At 65.0% G+C, this 16,640-nt stretch carries 15 protein-coding genes; 10 read left to right on the top strand and 5 right to left on the bottom strand.

Annotated elements, in window-relative coordinates; translation table 11 throughout:
- Positions 1 to 14: 14 nt before the first annotated feature.
- On the bottom strand, positions 15 to 1,049 hold the full coding sequence (locus N0D28_RS13455; RefSeq protein ID WP_260560004.1) for a LysM peptidoglycan-binding domain-containing protein: 1,035 nt from the start codon (positions 1,047 to 1,049) through the stop codon (positions 15 to 17).
- 265 nt (positions 1,050 to 1,314) lie between these two features.
- Here N0D28_RS13455 and N0D28_RS13450 point away from each other — a divergent pair, with 265 nt between their 5' ends.
- From N0D28_RS13450 to leuB, 5 genes are all read left to right on the top strand, one after another.
- Positions 1,315 to 2,694, top strand: coding sequence for an MFS transporter (locus tag N0D28_RS13450; RefSeq protein WP_260560003.1), 1,380 nt, complete (start codon positions 1,315 to 1,317; stop codon positions 2,692 to 2,694).
- Between the two features lie 234 nt (positions 2,695 to 2,928).
- Positions 2,929 to 4,227, top strand: coding sequence for a homoaconitate hydratase family protein (locus tag N0D28_RS13445; RefSeq protein ID WP_260560002.1), 1,299 nt, complete (start codon positions 2,929 to 2,931; stop codon positions 4,225 to 4,227).
- Positions 4,227 to 5,477, top strand: coding sequence for a hypothetical protein (locus N0D28_RS13440; protein ID WP_260560001.1), 1,251 nt, complete (start codon positions 4,227 to 4,229; stop codon positions 5,475 to 5,477). Before N0D28_RS13445 ends, N0D28_RS13440 begins: the two co-directional genes overlap by 1 nt.
- On the top strand, positions 5,477 to 6,067 hold the full coding sequence (locus tag N0D28_RS13435; RefSeq protein WP_260560000.1) for a 3-isopropylmalate dehydratase small subunit: 591 nt from the start codon (positions 5,477 to 5,479) through the stop codon (positions 6,065 to 6,067). Before N0D28_RS13440 ends, N0D28_RS13435 begins: the two co-directional genes overlap by 1 nt.
- Entirely contained in the window at positions 6,060 to 7,115 is a 1,056-nt protein-coding gene (gene leuB / locus N0D28_RS13430) for a 3-isopropylmalate dehydrogenase (protein WP_260561909.1), read from the top strand. The genes N0D28_RS13435 and leuB overlap by 8 nt, the downstream gene beginning before the upstream one ends.
- A gap of 63 nt (positions 7,116 to 7,178) precedes the next feature.
- Here the strand turns inward: leuB and N0D28_RS13425 are convergent, their stop codons facing one another.
- Both N0D28_RS13425 and N0D28_RS13420 read right to left on the bottom strand, forming a co-directional pair.
- The gene (locus tag N0D28_RS13425) at positions 7,179 to 7,307 is read right to left on the bottom strand and encodes a hypothetical protein (protein ID WP_260559999.1); all 129 of its coding nucleotides are present in this window, start codon (positions 7,305 to 7,307) and stop codon (positions 7,179 to 7,181) included.
- Positions 7,308 to 7,608: 301 nt separating this feature from the next.
- Positions 7,609 to 8,784: a GGDEF domain-containing protein gene (locus N0D28_RS13420; RefSeq protein ID WP_260559998.1), complete on the bottom strand. Its 1,176-nt coding sequence runs from the start codon at positions 8,782 to 8,784 to the stop codon at positions 7,609 to 7,611.
- A gap of 312 nt (positions 8,785 to 9,096) precedes the next feature.
- Here N0D28_RS13420 and ilvB point away from each other — a divergent pair, with 312 nt between their 5' ends.
- The 5 genes from ilvB (at position 9,097) to N0D28_RS13395 (ending at position 15,577) form a co-directional block, all read left to right on the top strand.
- Positions 9,097 to 10,863, top strand: a complete 1,767-nt coding sequence (gene ilvB, locus N0D28_RS13415; protein WP_260559997.1) for a biosynthetic-type acetolactate synthase large subunit — start codon at positions 9,097 to 9,099, stop codon at positions 10,861 to 10,863.
- Positions 10,860 to 11,501: an acetolactate synthase small subunit gene (ilvN, locus tag N0D28_RS13410; protein WP_260559996.1), complete on the top strand. Its 642-nt coding sequence runs from the start codon at positions 10,860 to 10,862 to the stop codon at positions 11,499 to 11,501. Before ilvB ends, ilvN begins: the two co-directional genes overlap by 4 nt.
- A 142-nt stretch (positions 11,502 to 11,643) precedes the next feature.
- Positions 11,644 to 12,654 carry a ketol-acid reductoisomerase gene (gene ilvC, locus N0D28_RS13405; protein WP_260559995.1) on the top strand — a complete coding sequence of 337 codons (1,011 nt, stop codon included), beginning with the start codon at positions 11,644 to 11,646 and terminating at the stop codon, positions 12,652 to 12,654.
- A gap of 95 nt (positions 12,655 to 12,749) precedes the next feature.
- Entirely contained in the window at positions 12,750 to 14,567 is a 1,818-nt protein-coding gene (locus tag N0D28_RS13400; RefSeq protein WP_260559994.1) for an SWIM zinc finger family protein, read from the top strand.
- An 89-nt stretch (positions 14,568 to 14,656) separates the two neighbouring features.
- The gene (locus N0D28_RS13395; RefSeq protein ID WP_260559993.1) at positions 14,657 to 15,577 is read left to right on the top strand and encodes a carbohydrate kinase family protein; all 921 of its coding nucleotides are present in this window, start codon (positions 14,657 to 14,659) and stop codon (positions 15,575 to 15,577) included.
- Positions 15,578 to 15,685: 108 nt separating this feature from the next.
- On the opposite strand, the gene rplL is transcribed toward N0D28_RS13395, so the two are convergent.
- The gene (gene rplL / locus N0D28_RS13390; protein WP_161881674.1) at positions 15,686 to 16,048 is read right to left on the bottom strand and encodes a 50S ribosomal protein L7/L12; all 363 of its coding nucleotides are present in this window, start codon (positions 16,046 to 16,048) and stop codon (positions 15,686 to 15,688) included.
- Between the two features lie 60 nt (positions 16,049 to 16,108).
- Complete coding sequence (gene rplJ / locus N0D28_RS13385) at positions 16,109 to 16,600, bottom strand: 50S ribosomal protein L10 (protein WP_260559992.1); 492 nt, start codon at positions 16,598 to 16,600, stop codon at positions 16,109 to 16,111.
- Between the last annotated feature and the right edge of the window lie 40 nt (positions 16,601 to 16,640).

The raw sequence follows: 16,640 nt of genomic DNA, 5'->3' as shown, positions 1-16,640 counted from the left end.
AGTGACTGTGCTGTTTAGTGGCTGGCGGCCATCACGCCCAGCACCCGGCGCGCGCCGAGGTAGCGGGTGGCCCAGTAGCGGCTGCCCAGGTCGTCGAGACCCACCCGGCCCGCGAACGAATTGGCGTTGATGAAGGTGTTGCCCTCCACCACGATGCCGACGTGCGTGACCTTGCCGCGCCCTTCGGTGTCGAAGAACACCAGGTCGCCGCTTTGCAGCTGGTCCCGCTCCACTGGTACGCCGACCTGGGCCTGGTCGGCACTCACGCGCGGCAGGCTGAGGCCCAGCGGCGCGAACACCTGCAACACGAAGCCGCTGCAATCGGTACCGCTGCGGCTCTTGCCGCCGTAGGCATACGGCACGCCCAGCAAGCTGCGGGCGTTGGTCAGCCAGTCACTGCCCAGCGCGTCGGCGGGCAGCGTGGTGATGATGCTGGCGGCGGTGGTGGCCTCCACTGGGGGCGTCAGGGCCGTGTCAATCAGGGTGCTGGGGGGCACGTCCGGCGTGGAAGCCAGAGACGGCAGCGGGGCGGCGGGCGCGGTGAGGGCGGGTGTCACGGTGATGCTGGACACGGTGCTCATGGACACGGTGCTCTCCGTGCGGCTGACGCTGGCTGCTGACGCATTGACCGTGCCGGGATTGCCCCGGACGATCAGCACCTGCCCCAGTTTCAGATTCGGGCTGGTGAGGTTATTGAGACTCAGCAGGACGTCCACGCTCAGACCGTTCCTGCGGGCAATCGAAAAAGCAGTGTCGCCCTTGACGACGCTGTACGTCGGGGGCGACACCACCAGCACCTGTCCTGCGCTCAGATCGGGGCTGCTGAGGTTGTTGAGGCTGAGCAGCGCGTCCACGCTGAGGTTGTACTTGCGGGCCAGACTGTAGGCCGTGTCTTTGGGCTGCACCGTGATGCTCAGCCCGCTGGGGCCTGACCTTGCCTGAGCATTGAGACCTGGAGCGCCGCCACCCGGTGTACCGGCAGTCGAAGTGGTGCTGGCCAGGGCCAGGCCGGGGCAGAGCAGGAGCGCACAGAGTAAGGTTCGGAACACGAAGACCTCAGTTGACTGGAGCTGCTCACGGGTGCCTGGTTCGCCATAGGTGGAAGGCCGGGGCAGTTCAGCGCGGGGATGCAGGATAGGTTGAGATCAGATGAACGTGAGGTGAAGCTTTGGCGCAGTGTAACACGGTTCACGCTTGAATGTGAGGCCCCCCTGAAGACACCTTGGGGGTGCTGGGCCGGGCCTGGGGGCGTTCCCCGGTTCGGGTTTGGTGGCCGCTCATGTTTCCAATCTGGCGGGGGCGCACGGTGACAGCATGTTTGCCGCCGCTCAGGCGTGGCGTGTCAAGACCTTCCGGGCACTGCGCCACCCCGATTACCGCCGCTACTGGTTCTCGCAACTGCTCAGTCTGGTCGGCTCATGGATGCAGAGCACGGCCCAGTCGTACCTGGTCCTCGAACTCACCAACAACAACTCGGCAGCACTCGGCTGGGTCACGGTGGCGCAGTTCACGCCGAGCCTGCTGCTGTCGCTCTTTGCCGGGGCCGTCGTGGACCGCACCTCGCGCCGCCGGGTGCTGATGGCGACCCAGCTCACCCTGCTGACCACCGCCCTGATTCTGGCCATCACCACCCATCTGGGGCTGGTCACGTTGCCGCTGGTGCTGGTGTTGGCAGGCGTCAGCGGCGTCGCCAACGCTTTTGACATGCCTGCCCGTCAGAGTATGGTGGTGGACTTCGTGCCGAGGGGGGACGTGCCCAACGCCGTGGCGCTCAACAGCTTGTCGTTCAACGTCTCGCGCACGCTGGGGCAAGCGGTGTTCGGCGGGGTGGCGGCGCTGGGGGTGGCGCTGTTTGCCGGGCGTGGGGCGGCCAGCAACTCTATCGAGGGGCTGGCCTTTCCCTTCTATCTCAATGTGGTCTCTTTTGGGCTGGTGATCTATGTGCTGGCGACGCTGCCGTTTCCCAAGCGTGAGGTGGGCGGGCGGCGGGCCGTCGTGGACGACATCAAAGAGGGACTGCGCTACGTGCGCGGTACGCCCTCCATCGCCGTGACGATGCTGCTGGTGGCGCTGCTGAGTCTCACCGCCATCAATTTCAACGTGATCATTCCCTATTTCGCCCGCGCCGTCTACAACCTCAAGGAGGGCGGTTTCGGGGCCATGAACGCGGCCTTCGGAGCGGGGGCAATGGTGGGGGCGCTGTGGCAGGCCTCACAGCGCGATCCGGCCAAGAACCTGCGGTCTGGCGCAGTTATTCTGATCGTCAGCCTGGTGATGTTCGCGTTGACCCCCTCGGCTGTGCTGGCGTCGCTGGTGCTGGCCTGCTGCGGCTTCGGGATGCTGACCTTTCTGATCAGTGCCAACAGCACCGTGCAGCTCACCGTACCGGACGCCCTGCGGGGCCGGGTCATGAGCCTCTACTCGCTGGTGCTGGCCGGAATGGGGCCGCCGGGAGCGTTGCTGGTGAGTTACCTGATCGGCACCACTGGACCGCTGGGACCGCGTGCGGGGCTGGGCGTGGTGGCGGCGCTGTCGGTGGTGGCGGTGGCGGCGGTGTGGCGGCGGCTGCCCAATGGGATCACCCGCTACGAGACGCCCCTGCAAATTGCCCAGGCGGTGCAGGCCGGCACCCTGGAAGCCGGGAAAAAGCCTGGGCAAGCGCCAGTGATGGGGGAGGGTAAGGGAACAGATTGAATCGGGACGTATTGATCAAGGCGGAGCTGGCCCGTCTTGCCCCCTGGCCCCCAAAGGACTAGACTCAGCGGCATGTTGACCGCCCACCGAGCCGGAGACGCCCACACAGGCGTGCTTCTTCTTCGCTGGGGGCGGTGAGCGCAAGCCTTCGCGTTCACCTGACGGCCCCCGAATCCTGCGCGGTTCGGGGGCTTTGTTGCGGTGTAGGGCGCTGAGCAGGAGGGAGGAAAGCCTATGGGAATGACGATTGCCGAGAAAATCCTGGCGGCCCACAGCGGCCACGACACGCTGAAACCGGGTCATCTGATCGAGTGCAAGACCGACTGGGTGCTGTGCCACGAGATCACCACCCCCGCTGCCCTGCGGATGCTCGAAGAGCGCGGCATGGACCGGGTCTTCAACCCCGATCAGATCGTGGCGGTGCCGGACCACAGCGTGCCCGCCATGAACATCAAGGCCGCCCAGATGTACCAGAAGCTCAAGAGCTGGGTCAAGGAAAAGGGCATCAAGCACTTCTATGACGTGGGGCGCGGCGGCATCGCCCACGTGGTGCTGGAGAATACCGGCCTGATGAAGCCCGGTCAAACGCTGGTGTCGGGCGACTCACACACCTGCAACGCCGGGGCGCTGGGCACCTTTGCCACCGGAGTCGGCAGCACCGACCTGGCCGGGGCCATCTACGCGGGCATGGTCTGGTTCAAGGTGCCGGAAACCATGCTCATTAAAGTGACCGGCCAGACCCAGCCAGGCGTGACCCCCAAAGACATCGTGCTGGAAGTCATCAAGCGCATCGGGGCCGATGGAGCCAATTATCTGGTCATGGAGTGGGTGGGCGACTACATCGACAACCTCGACATGGAGGGCCGCTTTACGCTGGCGAACATGGCCATCGAGGCGGGCGGCAAGACTGGCATCGTGGCGGTGGACGACACGACCCGCGCCTACATGGCCGAGCGCGGCGTCACGCCCGATCAGTACACCGAGTACCAGTCCGACGCCGACGCCGTCTACAAGGTCGTCGTCGAGGTGGACGCTTCCCAGGTCGAGCCGACGGTGGCCTACCCGCACATCCCCAGCAACGGCAGGGTGGCGGGCAGCGACCATATCCCCGTGACGCACGCCTACGTCGGCAGTTGCACCAACGGGCGCATCAGCGATCTGCGCGACGTGGCCCGCATCCTGAAGGGCAATAAGGTTGCAGACGGCGTGCAGATGATCGTGGTTCCGGCCACCCAGCTCATTTGGAAGCAGGCGGCGCAGGAAGGCCTGCTCGAAATCTTCGTGGACGCGGGGGCGAGCGTGAGTTACCCCTCGTGCGGCGCTTGCCTGGGCATGCACTCCGGCGTGCTGGGGCCGAACGATGTCTGCATCTCGAGCACCAACCGCAACTTCGTGGGCCGCATGGGCGATCCCTCGGCGGCGATTTACCTGGCCTCGCCCGCGACGGTGGCGGCCAGCGCGGTGGCGGGCTTCATCAGTGATCCGCGCGCCTACAACCACACCTTGCCGGAAGTGGGCGGGGCGGCGGACTGATGGGAGACGCCAAACGCCGCAAACAGCTCGGCCTGATGCCCACTGTTTATCCGTTTGAAGTGGAGATGGACCGGGACGGCACCCTCACCGAAGTCGTGATGCCCGAAGGCGAGGCGCAGCGCCAGCAGATCGCCACCACCCTGCGCCAGCTGCCCAGCGGCGCGCAGTGGGACCAGTTCTACCGCACCGATTACGTCTCGGCGGGGCTGCCGGAGGAGCGCCTGATCACCCGCGAGGACGTGGAGAAGATTGCCGTGCCGCCGCGCCGACGCCTTGTGGGCGAGCTGGCGACCTGGCCTGCGGGCAACCACCGCACCGAACCCGGCGAGCTGAAGGTCGCGGACGCCGAGCACGCCTGGCTGAGGCTGCGCAGCCAGCAGCACGCCTTCGAGAATCAGCCCTGGCAGCAGTTCCCGGAGCTGGAAAATACCGAGGAGTGGCTCGGTTACCTCTTCCAGCACCCGGCCTTGCAGCTTGAGGGCGAGGTTGCTGGCCGCTACAGCGCTGAGCAGTCGGCGGACGGCCAGCTCAGCTGGACCCCTGAGCCGCCCCAGGAGCAGCGCGCCGCCCTGGACGATCTGGCCCGCCGCTGGCACGGCGAGACGCCGGACGACTGGGCCGCCATTCACGCCGAGCGGCTGGGCGAGGAAGATTCGGCCTCGGTCAGCGCGCCTCAATCCCTCCGGTCCGCTTTCGAGTTGCGGCGTCCCTCGCCGCTGCGCTCGTTTCTGGCTGCGCCCTTCGACCTGATCGGCTCTCTGGAAGTCTTCCCCGACGCTGCTGGGCAGGCGTACTCGCTGGACGGTCAGACCTGGCAGGACTACCCGGTCAGTGAACCGGACGACGGTGAGGACTTCGGCGACTTCACCGACGTGGAAACCTTCAGCGCCACCGTCTGGGAAGGCGGGCGCATGGAGTGGCCCGTGGAGTCCCTGGATGCGGACGCTGCCCAGCGCCTCACGGCTGACCTGCTGGCCTACACCGGAGCGGACGACCCGGCGGCCTGGACCAGCTACACCGGGGGTGTGCTGAAATCCTTCTACGAGTTGGAAGAAGACGGCCCCCTGCCGCACGTTCAGGCCATCAAGATCAGCGTGCCGAACGATCTTTACGAGGATGAAGAGGGCAGCGATTCGTTCGAGGCCCAGGTCATTGAGGACGAGATCAGCTTTGACGGCGAACTCTGGCATGACCTCTACGAAGACCTGCCCGACGAACTGTCGGACGCCGCGCTACAGGAGCAGGAATAATGCCCAGAGTCCATGTGTTTGCCCGTGACCACATCAACACCGACGAGATCATCCCGGCCCGCTACCTGACCACCGATATCGAATCCGAACTCGCCAAATTTGCGATGGAAGATTACGACAAGGATTTCGTCAACCGCGTCAAACCCGGCGACATCATGGTGACGGGGGCCGATTTCGGCTGCGGCTCCTCGCGTGAGCACGCGGTGTGGTGCCTGCGCGGGGCAGGGGTCAGCGCCATTCTCGCGCCCAACTTCGCCCGGATTTTTTACCGCAACGCCATCAACAACGGCTTTATGGCCCTGGAATCCGCAGACGTGGTGGCGGCCTTCGAGGACGGCGACGAGGCTGAACTCGACATGGAAGCGGGCACGATCACCAACCAGCGCACCGGCCAGAGCGTGACCTTTCAGCCGGTGCCGCAGTTCGCGCTGGACGTGAAGGCGGCGGGCGGCTGGCTGGAATACATGCGTGACCACTCGAAGGCCGATCTGGAGGGCGAGACGCTGAATGCCCAGAGCACCCAGGCCGGGCACGGCCACCCCGGCCATGACAGTGACGAGAATCTGGCACCTGGAACGCAGCGTGCCTAGAGTCGTCGTGCTGCCCGGCGACGGCATCGGCCCGGAAGTCTGCGCGAGCGCCGCAGAGGTGCTGCAAAAAGTCGCGCCGGACGTGGAGCTCGACTACCAGCTTCTCGGTGGCGGGGCCTACGACCAGACCGGCTCGCCGTTTCCCGACGCCACCAGAGAAGCGGTCATGAACTGTGACGCGGTGCTGCTCGGCACAGTGGGCGGGGCGCAGAACTCGCCCTGGAACGCGCTGCCGCGCCCGCTGCGGCCCGAATCTGGTCTGCTGCAACTTCGTAAGGCGCTGGGCGTGTATGCCAACCTGCGGCCGGTCAAGGTGATGCCGGGGCTGGAGAGCTTATCGCCGCTGCGCGAGGACCTGGCCCGCCAGGTCGATGTGCTGATCGTGCGCGAACTGCTCGGCGGCGCGTACTTCGACCCCCGCCGCGCCATTGAGGGCGACAGCGCCTACAACACCATCGGCTACAGCAAGTCGGAGGTGGACCGGGTGGCGCGGGTGGCCTTCGACGCCGCCAGAACGCGCAAGAAAGAAGTCACCAGCGTGGACAAGGCCAACGTGCTGGAAGTCTCGGAGCTGTGGCGCGGCGTCGTGCAGAATCTGCGCGACACCGAGTACCCGGACATCAAACTGGAACACGAGTACGTGGACTCGGTGGCGATGCTGCTGGTCAAGACGCCGGGCCGCTACGACGTGATCGTCACCGAGAACCTGTTTGGCGACATCCTCTCCGACCTTGCCGCCGTGATTCCCGGCTCGCTGGGCGTGATGCCCTCGGCCAGCCTGGGCGACGGTCCCGGCCTCTACGAGCCGATTCACGGCAGCGCCCCTGACATCGCCGGGAAGGGCATCGCCAACCCCACTGGCACCATTCTCAGCGTGGCCATGCTGCTGCGCCACTCGCTGAACCGCGACGCCGAGGCCCGGCGCATCGAGGCCGCCGTGCAGGCTGCCCTGGAAGAAGTCCGCACGCCGGATCTGGGCGGCAAAGGGACGACGCAGGAGCTGGGCGCAGCGGTGCTGAAGGCCCTGGGCCGCGCCGACCTGGGCTGAAGCGGCAGGATGAACGACAGGCCGTCCCGTGAGCTGGGCGGCCTGTCTCGTTGTTGTCCTCGTTCAGAGTAGGCGGTCGGCCTGACGGCAGGCCAGTCGGGCCTGCTCCTCGGCGGCCCGTGTGTTCGCTTTCAGATAGTGCAGCAGCAGAGACACGAGATAAACCGGCAAGGCAAAGAAGACGATCAACATCAGAAGCTCAGTCGATCCCAAATTTGGCATGACTCAGGTTCTCAAGTATCGTCTCTGAAGGCTGTTCAACTTGATGGGTTTAGCGGCGCTGCTTGCCCTTCGACTTCCCCGAAGCCAATTTTTTGGCTGCCTGAGGCTGCTTCGTCGGCTCCGGTCATCGCGGCTGTGGCGGCGGAGCGATCTTTACAAACAGCCGCACCAGCTCCACGAACACCACCAGCACCAGCGCGATTAGGCCCACCACGATCAGAGTCCCCATGCGCTCAGCCCACGGCACTGGACGCTACGACGCCGGGATAACCTACGACCTGACTGGCAGGGTGTCCAGGACCGGTGGAGCCTGCATATCTTCGTCCAGCGCGGCGTCACTAGGCAGGCTGACCACCCTGTTGCGCCCCGCCTTCTTGGCTGCATACAGTGCGCGGTCAGCGCGGGTCGTACAGCTCTGAAGGTCGTCTCCGGCGGCGCAGCAGGTCAGGCCGAAGCTGGCGGTCACGCCCTGTCCGTGGCTGAAAATCTGCTCCTCCAGCTTGCGGCGCAGCTGTTCGGCCAGCTGCTCTACCAGTTCAGGCGAAAGCCCCGGCAGGGTGATCAGGAATTCTTCTCCGCCCCAGCGCCCCACTGTCCCTTCGTCTTTCAGGTGGGTTCTCAGCAGCTCCGAAAGTCGGATCAACACCTCGTCACCGACATTGTGGCCGAACGCGTCGTTGATGCGTTTGAAATGATCGATGTCGAGCAGGATCAGGCAGCCGCCCACGCCGGTGCGGGCCTCGGAGATCAGCCATTCGATCTCGGAGTAGAGGGCGCGGCGGTTGGGCAACCCGGTCAGCATGTCGGTGTTGGCGAGTTGCTCCATCGACAGGCGTTCACCGCGTTCGGCAGCGAAACGTTCCCTGTACCAGGCCAGCACCGAGAGCAGCACCAGCACCACTCCGCAGCTCAGTTGCACCCGGAGCAGGTTGGCAAACGAGCTGAAGGCTTGCCCTTTCCAGAGCAGGGCGGCCCAGGGTGCGAGCACGCCCAACAGGTACATTCCAGCCGAGAACAGCAGGGCCTGCCGGTTCTCGAAGATCAGGAAGGCCAGAATTGCCAGGGTCGTCAGCAGCCAGTAGGCCGAGCTGGCGAGCCAGACGACTTGGGCCGAGTCGTTGGTAAGGGTCAACAGCAACTGAAACAGCGTGATCAGTGCGTTCACTGCGAAGACGACCCGCTCGGCCACCACCAGGGGCTTACCCCGCAGTAGCCACCAGGTGGCCCAGATACACAGCGGGAGCTGCGCCAAGACCATGCCCACCTGCACGTAATCGGGCGACGGACTTCTGAGCTGGGTAGACAGCACGATCACGATGACGCCCACGCCCAGTGCGATCGCCCACAGATACACCCGCCGTCTCAAATCGGTAGAGGTCGGCGCAAGGCGCGAACGACGGGCCTGAACGGTCAACTCTGAAGGTCGGCGCTGCTCAGGAGTGGGCATCTCTCTGTACACATTACGCCTGAACCTGCCGATTGGTCGCTGAAGAACTTCAAACTCCAGACCGACTCGACCGGATTCTCTGTCGTCGACTGTCCGGCCAGCACATCTAGACCTTTGCCTGCCGACCCTTGACCCCCGAGCCACCTCACGCGTAAGCTGGAATCATGTACGCAAACGCGGCTGCCCTCGTGGTAGTAATTCTTGGCTCCGGGGGTTCACGGCGCTAAGTTCCGCGTGACGTTGTAACCCCCCGCCCCACACCCAGGGCGGGGGTTTTTTTGCACAGGGGCGACGAGAGAGGAGATGAGGCGCATGACCCAGCCAGAGCCGGACCAGCAAGGCCAGCCGCAACCAACGATGCAGGATATGACTGGCGCGAAGGCGCTGTGGGCGACTTTGGCCGCGCACGGCATCAACACGGTGTTCGGCTACCCCGGCGGGGCGATCATGCCGGTGTACGACGCGCTGACCTATTACCCAGAGGTGCGCCATATCCTGGCCCGTCACGAGCAGGGAGCCATTCACGCAGCGGAGGGCTGGGCCAAGGCGACGGGCCAGATCGGCGTGTGTATCGCCACCTCCGGCCCCGGCGCGACGAATCTGGTGACGGGCCTGGCCGACGCCATGATGGACAATGTGCCGCTGCTGGCGATCACCGGCAACGTGGCCCGCCACCTGATGGGCACCGACGCTTTTCAGGAAGCCGACATCACCGGTATCACCCTGCCGATCACCAAGCACAACTATGTGGTGACCGACCCCGACGAGCTGCCGACCATTATCGCCGAGGCCATCCGTATCGCCCGCTCGGGGCGGCCCGGCCCGGTGCTGGTGGACATTCCCAAGGACGTGCAATTGGCAGCCTTTCACGGCGAGCTGGTGCGTCCGCAGGCGACCCCCGAGATGCCCGCTCCTCGCCCCGAGGCCATCGCGGCGGCGCTCGAACTGCTCAAGAGTGCCCAGAAGCCGGTGCTGATGGTGGGGGGCGGCTCGCAGGGCGCGTCCAGGGAGATCACCGAGTTTGCCCGCGCCTGGCAGATTCCGACCATCACCACCCTGATGGGCCTGGGCGCGTTTCCGGCCTCTGATCCTTTGTGGCTGGGCATGCCGGGCATGCACGGCAGTGTGGCGGCCAACCACGCCATCAGCCAGGCCGACGTGCTGATCGGCTTCGGGCTGCGTTTCGATGACCGGGTGACGGGCCGGGTCAAGGACTTCGCGCCGCAGGCCCAGATTATTCACGTGGACCTCGACGCCGCCGAGATCGGCAAGATCGTGCGCGCCCACCTGCCGGTCAAGGCCGATGCGGCGCAGGCGGCCGTGGCGCTCACCGAAGGTGCGGTGCCGTTCGAGCGGCCCGAATGGACGGCCCAGATTGCCGAGTGGAAGACGCGCGGCGAACACCCGACCACCTGGGGCGCGGCCCAGGCGGTGCGGCAGGTCGTGGCCCGGCTGCGCCCCGACGATATCCTGACCACCGACGTGGGCCAACACCAGATGCTGGCCGCGCAACTGGCCCGCTTCGAGAAGCCGCGAAGATGGCTGACTTCCGGCGGCCTGGGGACGATGGGCTTCGGCTTTCCGGCGGGGCTGGGCGCGGCGATGGCCGAACCCGGCGTCGTCAGCATGGTGATCGCCGGAGACGGCGGCTTCCAGATGACCGCCCAGGAACTCGCCACCCTGACCAAGTACGACATCCGCAACGTCAAGATCTGCATCATCAACAACTCGTACCTGGGCATGGTGCGCCAGTGGCAGGAGCTGTTTCACGAGAAGCGCTACTCGGAAGTCTACCTGGGCGACTCCAACCCCGACTTTCTGAAACTGGCCGACGCCTACAACATCAGAGGCTGGCGGGCCGACAACAGTGCCGACCTGGAAACCCAGATTGACGCCTGGCTCTCGCATGACGGCTCCGGCCTGCTGGAAGTGGTGGTGCCCAACGAGCACGGCGTCTTCCCGATGGTTCCGGCGGGCGCAGCACTCTACGAGATGATCGAGAACGAACCCGTCAAGGTGCCGGACCTGGGAGACAAAATGAACGTGATGGCCGACGCCCCGCAGGAGGCCAGCAAATGACTGCCCCCAAGATGGCTCCGCTGGTGACGACCCCGACGCCGCCGGTGCCTGACCACCTGGTGTCGGCGCTGGTGCGCGACGAGCCGCGTGTGCTGACCCGTATCACTTCCCTGTTTGGGCGGCGCGGGTACAACATCAAGAGCCTCAGCGTGGGCACCACCGAGATGCCCGGTGTCTCGCGCATGACCTTTGTCGTCAGCGGCGATAGGGGCGTGGTCGAGCAGGCCATGAAGCAGCTCGACAAGCTCCACGACGTCGTCAAGATTATCGACCACTCGCTGGAGAAGTACGTGGACCGCGAGCTGGTGCTGGTGAAGGTGCGGGTAGAGAATGCCGAGCGCCGCATCGAGATTCGCCAGATGGCCGAGGACTTCCGCGCCCGCATCGTGGACGTGGGCCGCCACGCCCTGACCTTTGAAGTCACGGGCGACGAGGGCAAGATCACCGCCTTCATCGAGCAGATGCGCTCCTTCGGAATTCTGGAAACCATGCGGACCGGGCGCATTGCCCTGACGCGCGGCAGCAACGCCGACATCGCCAGCCATGTGTACCACGACGGTCAGACCGAGACGCTGGAGCCGATTTTGCAAAGTGCGCCGCGTGAGGGCAAGGCGCGGGAAGTCAACAACCTGTTCTGAGGAGTGACGGACGGCGGGCTAGAAAAGCAAGGGTGGGCACGAACGTCAAAGCTCTATAGTCGTTGCTGTTGCTTTTGGCTTGCATTCCATCCCCTTCTGCCCCAGCCTGGCGGCACGAGAACCCCCATCCAAGGAGACCCACATGGCCGCAAAAATGTACTACGACAAAGACGTTTCACTGACGCCCATCGAAGACAAGCTGATCGCCATCATCGGCTACGGCTCACAGGCCCACGCCCACGCCCAGAACCTGCGTGACAGCGGCCTGAACGTGGTCGTCGGTCTGCGGGGCGGCAGCAGCAGCAAGGCCAAAGCCGAGCAAGCAGGCCTGCGTGTGGCGACCATCGAGGATGCGGTGAAGGAAGCCGACGTGGTCATGCTCCTCATTCCCGACGAGAACCAGCCCAAGACCTACGCCGAGAGCATCGAGCCGCATCTCACGGCGGGCAAGGCGCTGGCCTTCGGGCACGGCTTCAACATCCACTTTGGGCGCATCAAGCCGCCCACTGACGTGGACGTGTTCCTGGTGGCTCCCAAAGGCCCCGGTCACATGTTGCGCCGGGTCTACGCCGACGGTGCGGGCATGCCCAGCATCTTCGCCGTCGAGCAGGATGCCAGCGGCCACGCCAAGGAGATCGCGCTGGCCTACGCGCGCGGTATCGGCGGCACCCGTGCGGGCGTCCTGGAAACCACCTTCAAGGAAGAGACCGAAACGGACCTCTTCGGCGAGCAGAGCGTGCTGTGCGGCGGCGTCACCCACCTGATCCAGGCGGGCTTCGAAACATTGGTGGAAGCCGGATACCAGCCGGAAATCGCCTACTTCGAGACGCTGCACGAAGTCAAGCTAATTGTGGACCTGATCTACGAGAAGGGCTTCGAGGGCATGCGCCACAGCATTTCCAACACCGCCGAGTACGGCGACTACGTGACCGGGCCGCGCATCATCACGGGCGAGACCAAGGCCACCATGAAAGAGGTGCTGGGCGACATCCAGAGCGGCAAGTTCGCCCAGAGCTTCATCAAGGACGCCGAGTCGGGTTTTCCGTACATGAATGAGCAGCGCGGCAAGATGCGCGACCATCAGCTGGAAGTCGTCGGCAAGGAACTGCGTGACATGATGCCGTTCATCACGAAAAAAGAGCTGGAAGTCTAAGCGCTTCCAACGTCAAGCGGCCCGTTCTCCCGGTGTGGAGGCGGGCCGCTTGACGTTGCCTGGGGTCAGCTCCGGCGGCGTTAAACTACTGACCGATGACCGACGATGCCCAGAAGTTGCCGCTCCTGAGTGCCGCCGTTGTGCTGCTCTGGTCGGGCGCAAATGAGGTCAAGAAGGGCCGTTCGTATGTGCGTCATCTGGATCAGCTCACCGCTGAGCCGCTGGACGTGGGCTGGCAACTCGGCGGCCACGCTTACGGCACCGACGACTACCGGACGAGCGCGACGCTGGAGAAAAACAGGGTCGCCCGAGCGCGCTGTTCCTGTCCGGTAGGCGGCAGGGGCGGTTGCAAGCACGTGGCGGCGCTGCTCACCCGCTTCAGCGAGTCGCCTGGAGACTTTCAGCGCCTCTCGCCGCTCTCCGAGATGCTGGCCCCGCTTAGCGCCGAAGCCCTGCGCGGCCTGGTGGAGCAGCTTCTGGTCGCTGCGCCCGATTTACGCGTTCTGGCTGAGCGGCTCGCTTCGGGCCGAGCGCCGCAGGGAAGTCAGAGTGTGTCCATCACTTCGCTGTTTTTCCAGCTGGAGCGCCGCCAGCCTCAGAACCACTGGGATGACGACGAGGGGCTGGATACCACCGCCCTGGACGGCGTGATGGACGAGGCGGACGTATTGTGGGAAACGCAGCCGGAGCAGGCGCTGGCGATCTATCTGGAGATGCTCGAGCAGATCGAGCAGGCCACGACAGGTTGGGCCGAGGCCTACGGCGACCCCTTCGAGGAACTGTTTCAGAGCGCGGTGGACGGCGTGCTGAGTCTGGTGGGCGAGGCCAGGCTGGCTGAACCCGTTCGCAGTCAGGCTGTCGCGGCCATCTTCAATATCAAAAACCTGCTGGGGCTGGTGGGCAGTGATGAACTGGCTGACTTTGCCGCCGAACTCAGCCAGACCGAACACGCCGGGTTGCTGCGGCACTTGCAACAGGCCCATGACCGCAGCAGGTTCCAGTATGAGCGGGAACAGCTGGCCCAGACGCTGCTCAAGTTGATTCCGAAAGCCTGCCAGACGCCCGCCCAGCGCGAGGCCTTGCTGCTCAGCAACGGTGATGATGTCCAGGTGGCTGAGTATTTTCTGACAGACGATCCACAGACGGGTCAGCCGGACCTGGCCCAGCGCCGCAAACTGCTCAATTACTTCACCCAGACCAGCCCGCTGTCTCCGCTGGAGCCGCTGTTCGGATTGTTTGAACACCACGCTGCCGAAAGCGTTCTGGAGCAGATTCTGGCGGTGCGCCTTGGCCAGCCGCATGCGTTTCGCCACTTTAGCCCCGAGCATCACTGGTTGCTGAGCCGCTACGCCGCCACCCAGCGCCGCGAGCAGGCGTTTGAACTGGCCTGGAAGGGTTTACTCGCGACGGCCAGTCCTGAATGGGAGCGCCTCGCGCAGTCGGTCAGTCTGGACTGGGCCAGAGACTGGAAAAAGGCTCTGGCCGCCTTCGAGCAGCGCCCTGGCCTGAACGGATTGGGGAATGCCCAACTGCTGGCCTTGCTGCTGGAGGGCGACCACGACCTGAGCGAGGTTGAAGCCTATGACAGGCGGCACCAGGGCCGTTACGCCAGTGCCTACATCATCAGCGGGATGCTGGGCAGGTCCGTCGTCAGCATGCGCGAACAGTTGGCGCAGCAGCTGGGCGAAGTGCCGGACCACCATGCCAGGGCCGCCGATATCTACCTGGACCTGGCTGCCCAACTGACCAGCCAGCGTGGGCGCGAGCAGTACAGAGCGGCGGCGCAGCACCTGCGTCGTCTGGCAGCCCTGATCGGCAAGGAAGCGGCCAGAGAGAAGATAGCGGCCTTTGCTGGGGCCAACAAGAATCTGCGGGCGCTGCAAGAGGAGCTGCACAAAGCCAGGCTGCTGTGACCCGGCCTCCAGCAGAACCTCCCGATTTGCTCCACACCCCCTACTGGCCGCTGCCCGAGCACCGCGCCTTGACGTAAACTGAAGCCAGAATGACTTTCTCCTCCTCCGAACGTCCCTTGCCTCTGATCGTCAGCGCGGGCGAGGCCCTCACCGACCTCGTGACCGCTGGCGGCAACCAGTGGACCGCCCACCCCGGTGGCGCGGCCTGGAACGTGGCCCGCGCCTGCGCCCGCCTGGGCCTGCCGAGCGCCTTTGCGGGCGCGGTGGGTCAGGACAACTTCGGTGACGATCTGGTGCGGGCCTCGGTGGAGGCGGGCCTCGATCCGCGCTTCTTGCAACGCTTCCCGGCCCCCACCCTTCTGGCGGTGGTGTACTCGGCCAACCCGCCCGCCTACCGCTTTCTGGGCGAGAACAGCGCCGACCTGCTGTTCGACCCCGGTCACCTGCCGAGCGGCTGGCTCAGCGCGGCCCGCTGGCTCCACATGGGCGGCATCAGTCTGGTGCGCTGGCCGCTGGCCGACACCCTGCTGGGGCTGATCGAGAACGCCCGTGCAGCGGGCACCAAGATCAGCTTCGACCCCAACGCCCGCATCGTCCACCGCAACCCCGCCTATTTGCCTGTGTTCGAGGCGGTGGTCAAGCGCTCGGATCTGATCAAATTCAGCGACGAGGACCTGGCCTTCTTCTTCGCTGGACAGTCCGAGGACGACGCGCTGCGCCACCTGCGCGGCCTCAATCCGCACGCGCCAATCATCGTGACGCGTGGAGCGCTGGGCGCGAGCCTGTACCATTCGGCGGGCCGGGTCGATTTGCCCACGGTGCCGGTCACGGTGGCCGACACGGTGGGGGCGGGCGACGCCCTGTGTGCCGGGCTGCTGGTCAGTGCCACCCAGCGCCCCCAGGCCCTCTGGACCGAGCACCTCCAGATGGGCCTTAGGGCAGCGGCGGTGGCCTGCGCGCATCCTGGAGCCTACGCCCCGACGCCCGAGGATATCGCGGCACTGGGCTGAGAGTACTGAGTTGAGCGTACTGGGCTGAAGGCGCGGCCCCAAAAAACCCCCGAGCCTTTCGGCTGGGGGGCTGCACTCCCGGTTAAGGGTGATCGTTCGCTGGGGGCGTTACTTCAGTTCGACTTTCGCGCCAGCGGCTTCGAGCTGGGCCTTGAGCTTCTCGGCCTCGTCCTTGTTGATGCCTTCCTTGAGCGCGCCGCCCTTCTCGCTGAGGTCCTTGGCTTCCTTGAGGCCCAGGCCAGTGATGGCGCGGATTTCCTTAATCACGTTGATCTTGGAAGCTCCGGCGTCGATCAGCACCACGTCGAACTCGGTCTTCTCTTCGGCCACAGGTCCAGCGGCGGCGGGGCCAGCCACGGCGACGGCGGCGGTCACGTTGAACTTCTCCTTGATGGCGTCGATCAGGTCGGCCAGTTCGAGGAGGGTGATGTTGGACAGATCGTCGAGAAACTGCTCTTTGTTAAACGCCATGATGAAGCTCCTTTGGTGTACTTTGCTTTGAGTTGAGAGAGAAAGAGTGAGCCGGAAGACTCAGGCTGCCGCTTCTTCGAGCTGGGTCTTGTAGGCTTCGAGGATACCCACGAAGTTGCTCTGGTGAGCGCCCAGCACGCCGACGAGTTCGGAGTAGAGCTGGTCTTTGGTGCCCAGGCTGGCCAGGCGCGACACGGTGGCGAGGTCAACGCGCTTGCCTTCCAGGAAGCCCGCCTTCATGGCCGGGATGCCCTTGTCGTTGGCCTTGGCCGCCTCGCTGAGCATCTTGGCGACGCCAGCAGGATCGTCCTGGGCCACCACGATGGCGCTCGGCCCCTTGAGGGCGTCGCTGAAATCGGTCTCGCCCAGCGCCAGGTTGATCAGGGTGTTCTTGGCCACAATAATGCGCCCACCCTTCTCGACGACCTGCTTACGCAGCGCGCCCAGCTGCCCGGCGTTCAGGCCCTGGTAATCGACAACGAAAAAGGTTTCGATGCCTTCCAGGGACGCCTTCAGCGTGGCCAGAATGTCTTGGTTGCGTTGGTTCGGCATACTTGCGAACCTCCTTCTTGAAACGAAAAACGCTTTGAAG

The sequence above is a fragment of the Deinococcus rubellus genome (assembly GCF_025244745.1).
Taxonomy (GTDB): domain Bacteria; phylum Deinococcota; class Deinococci; order Deinococcales; family Deinococcaceae; genus Deinococcus; species Deinococcus rubellus.
This window is presented reverse-complemented; position numbering and strand designations above follow the sequence as displayed.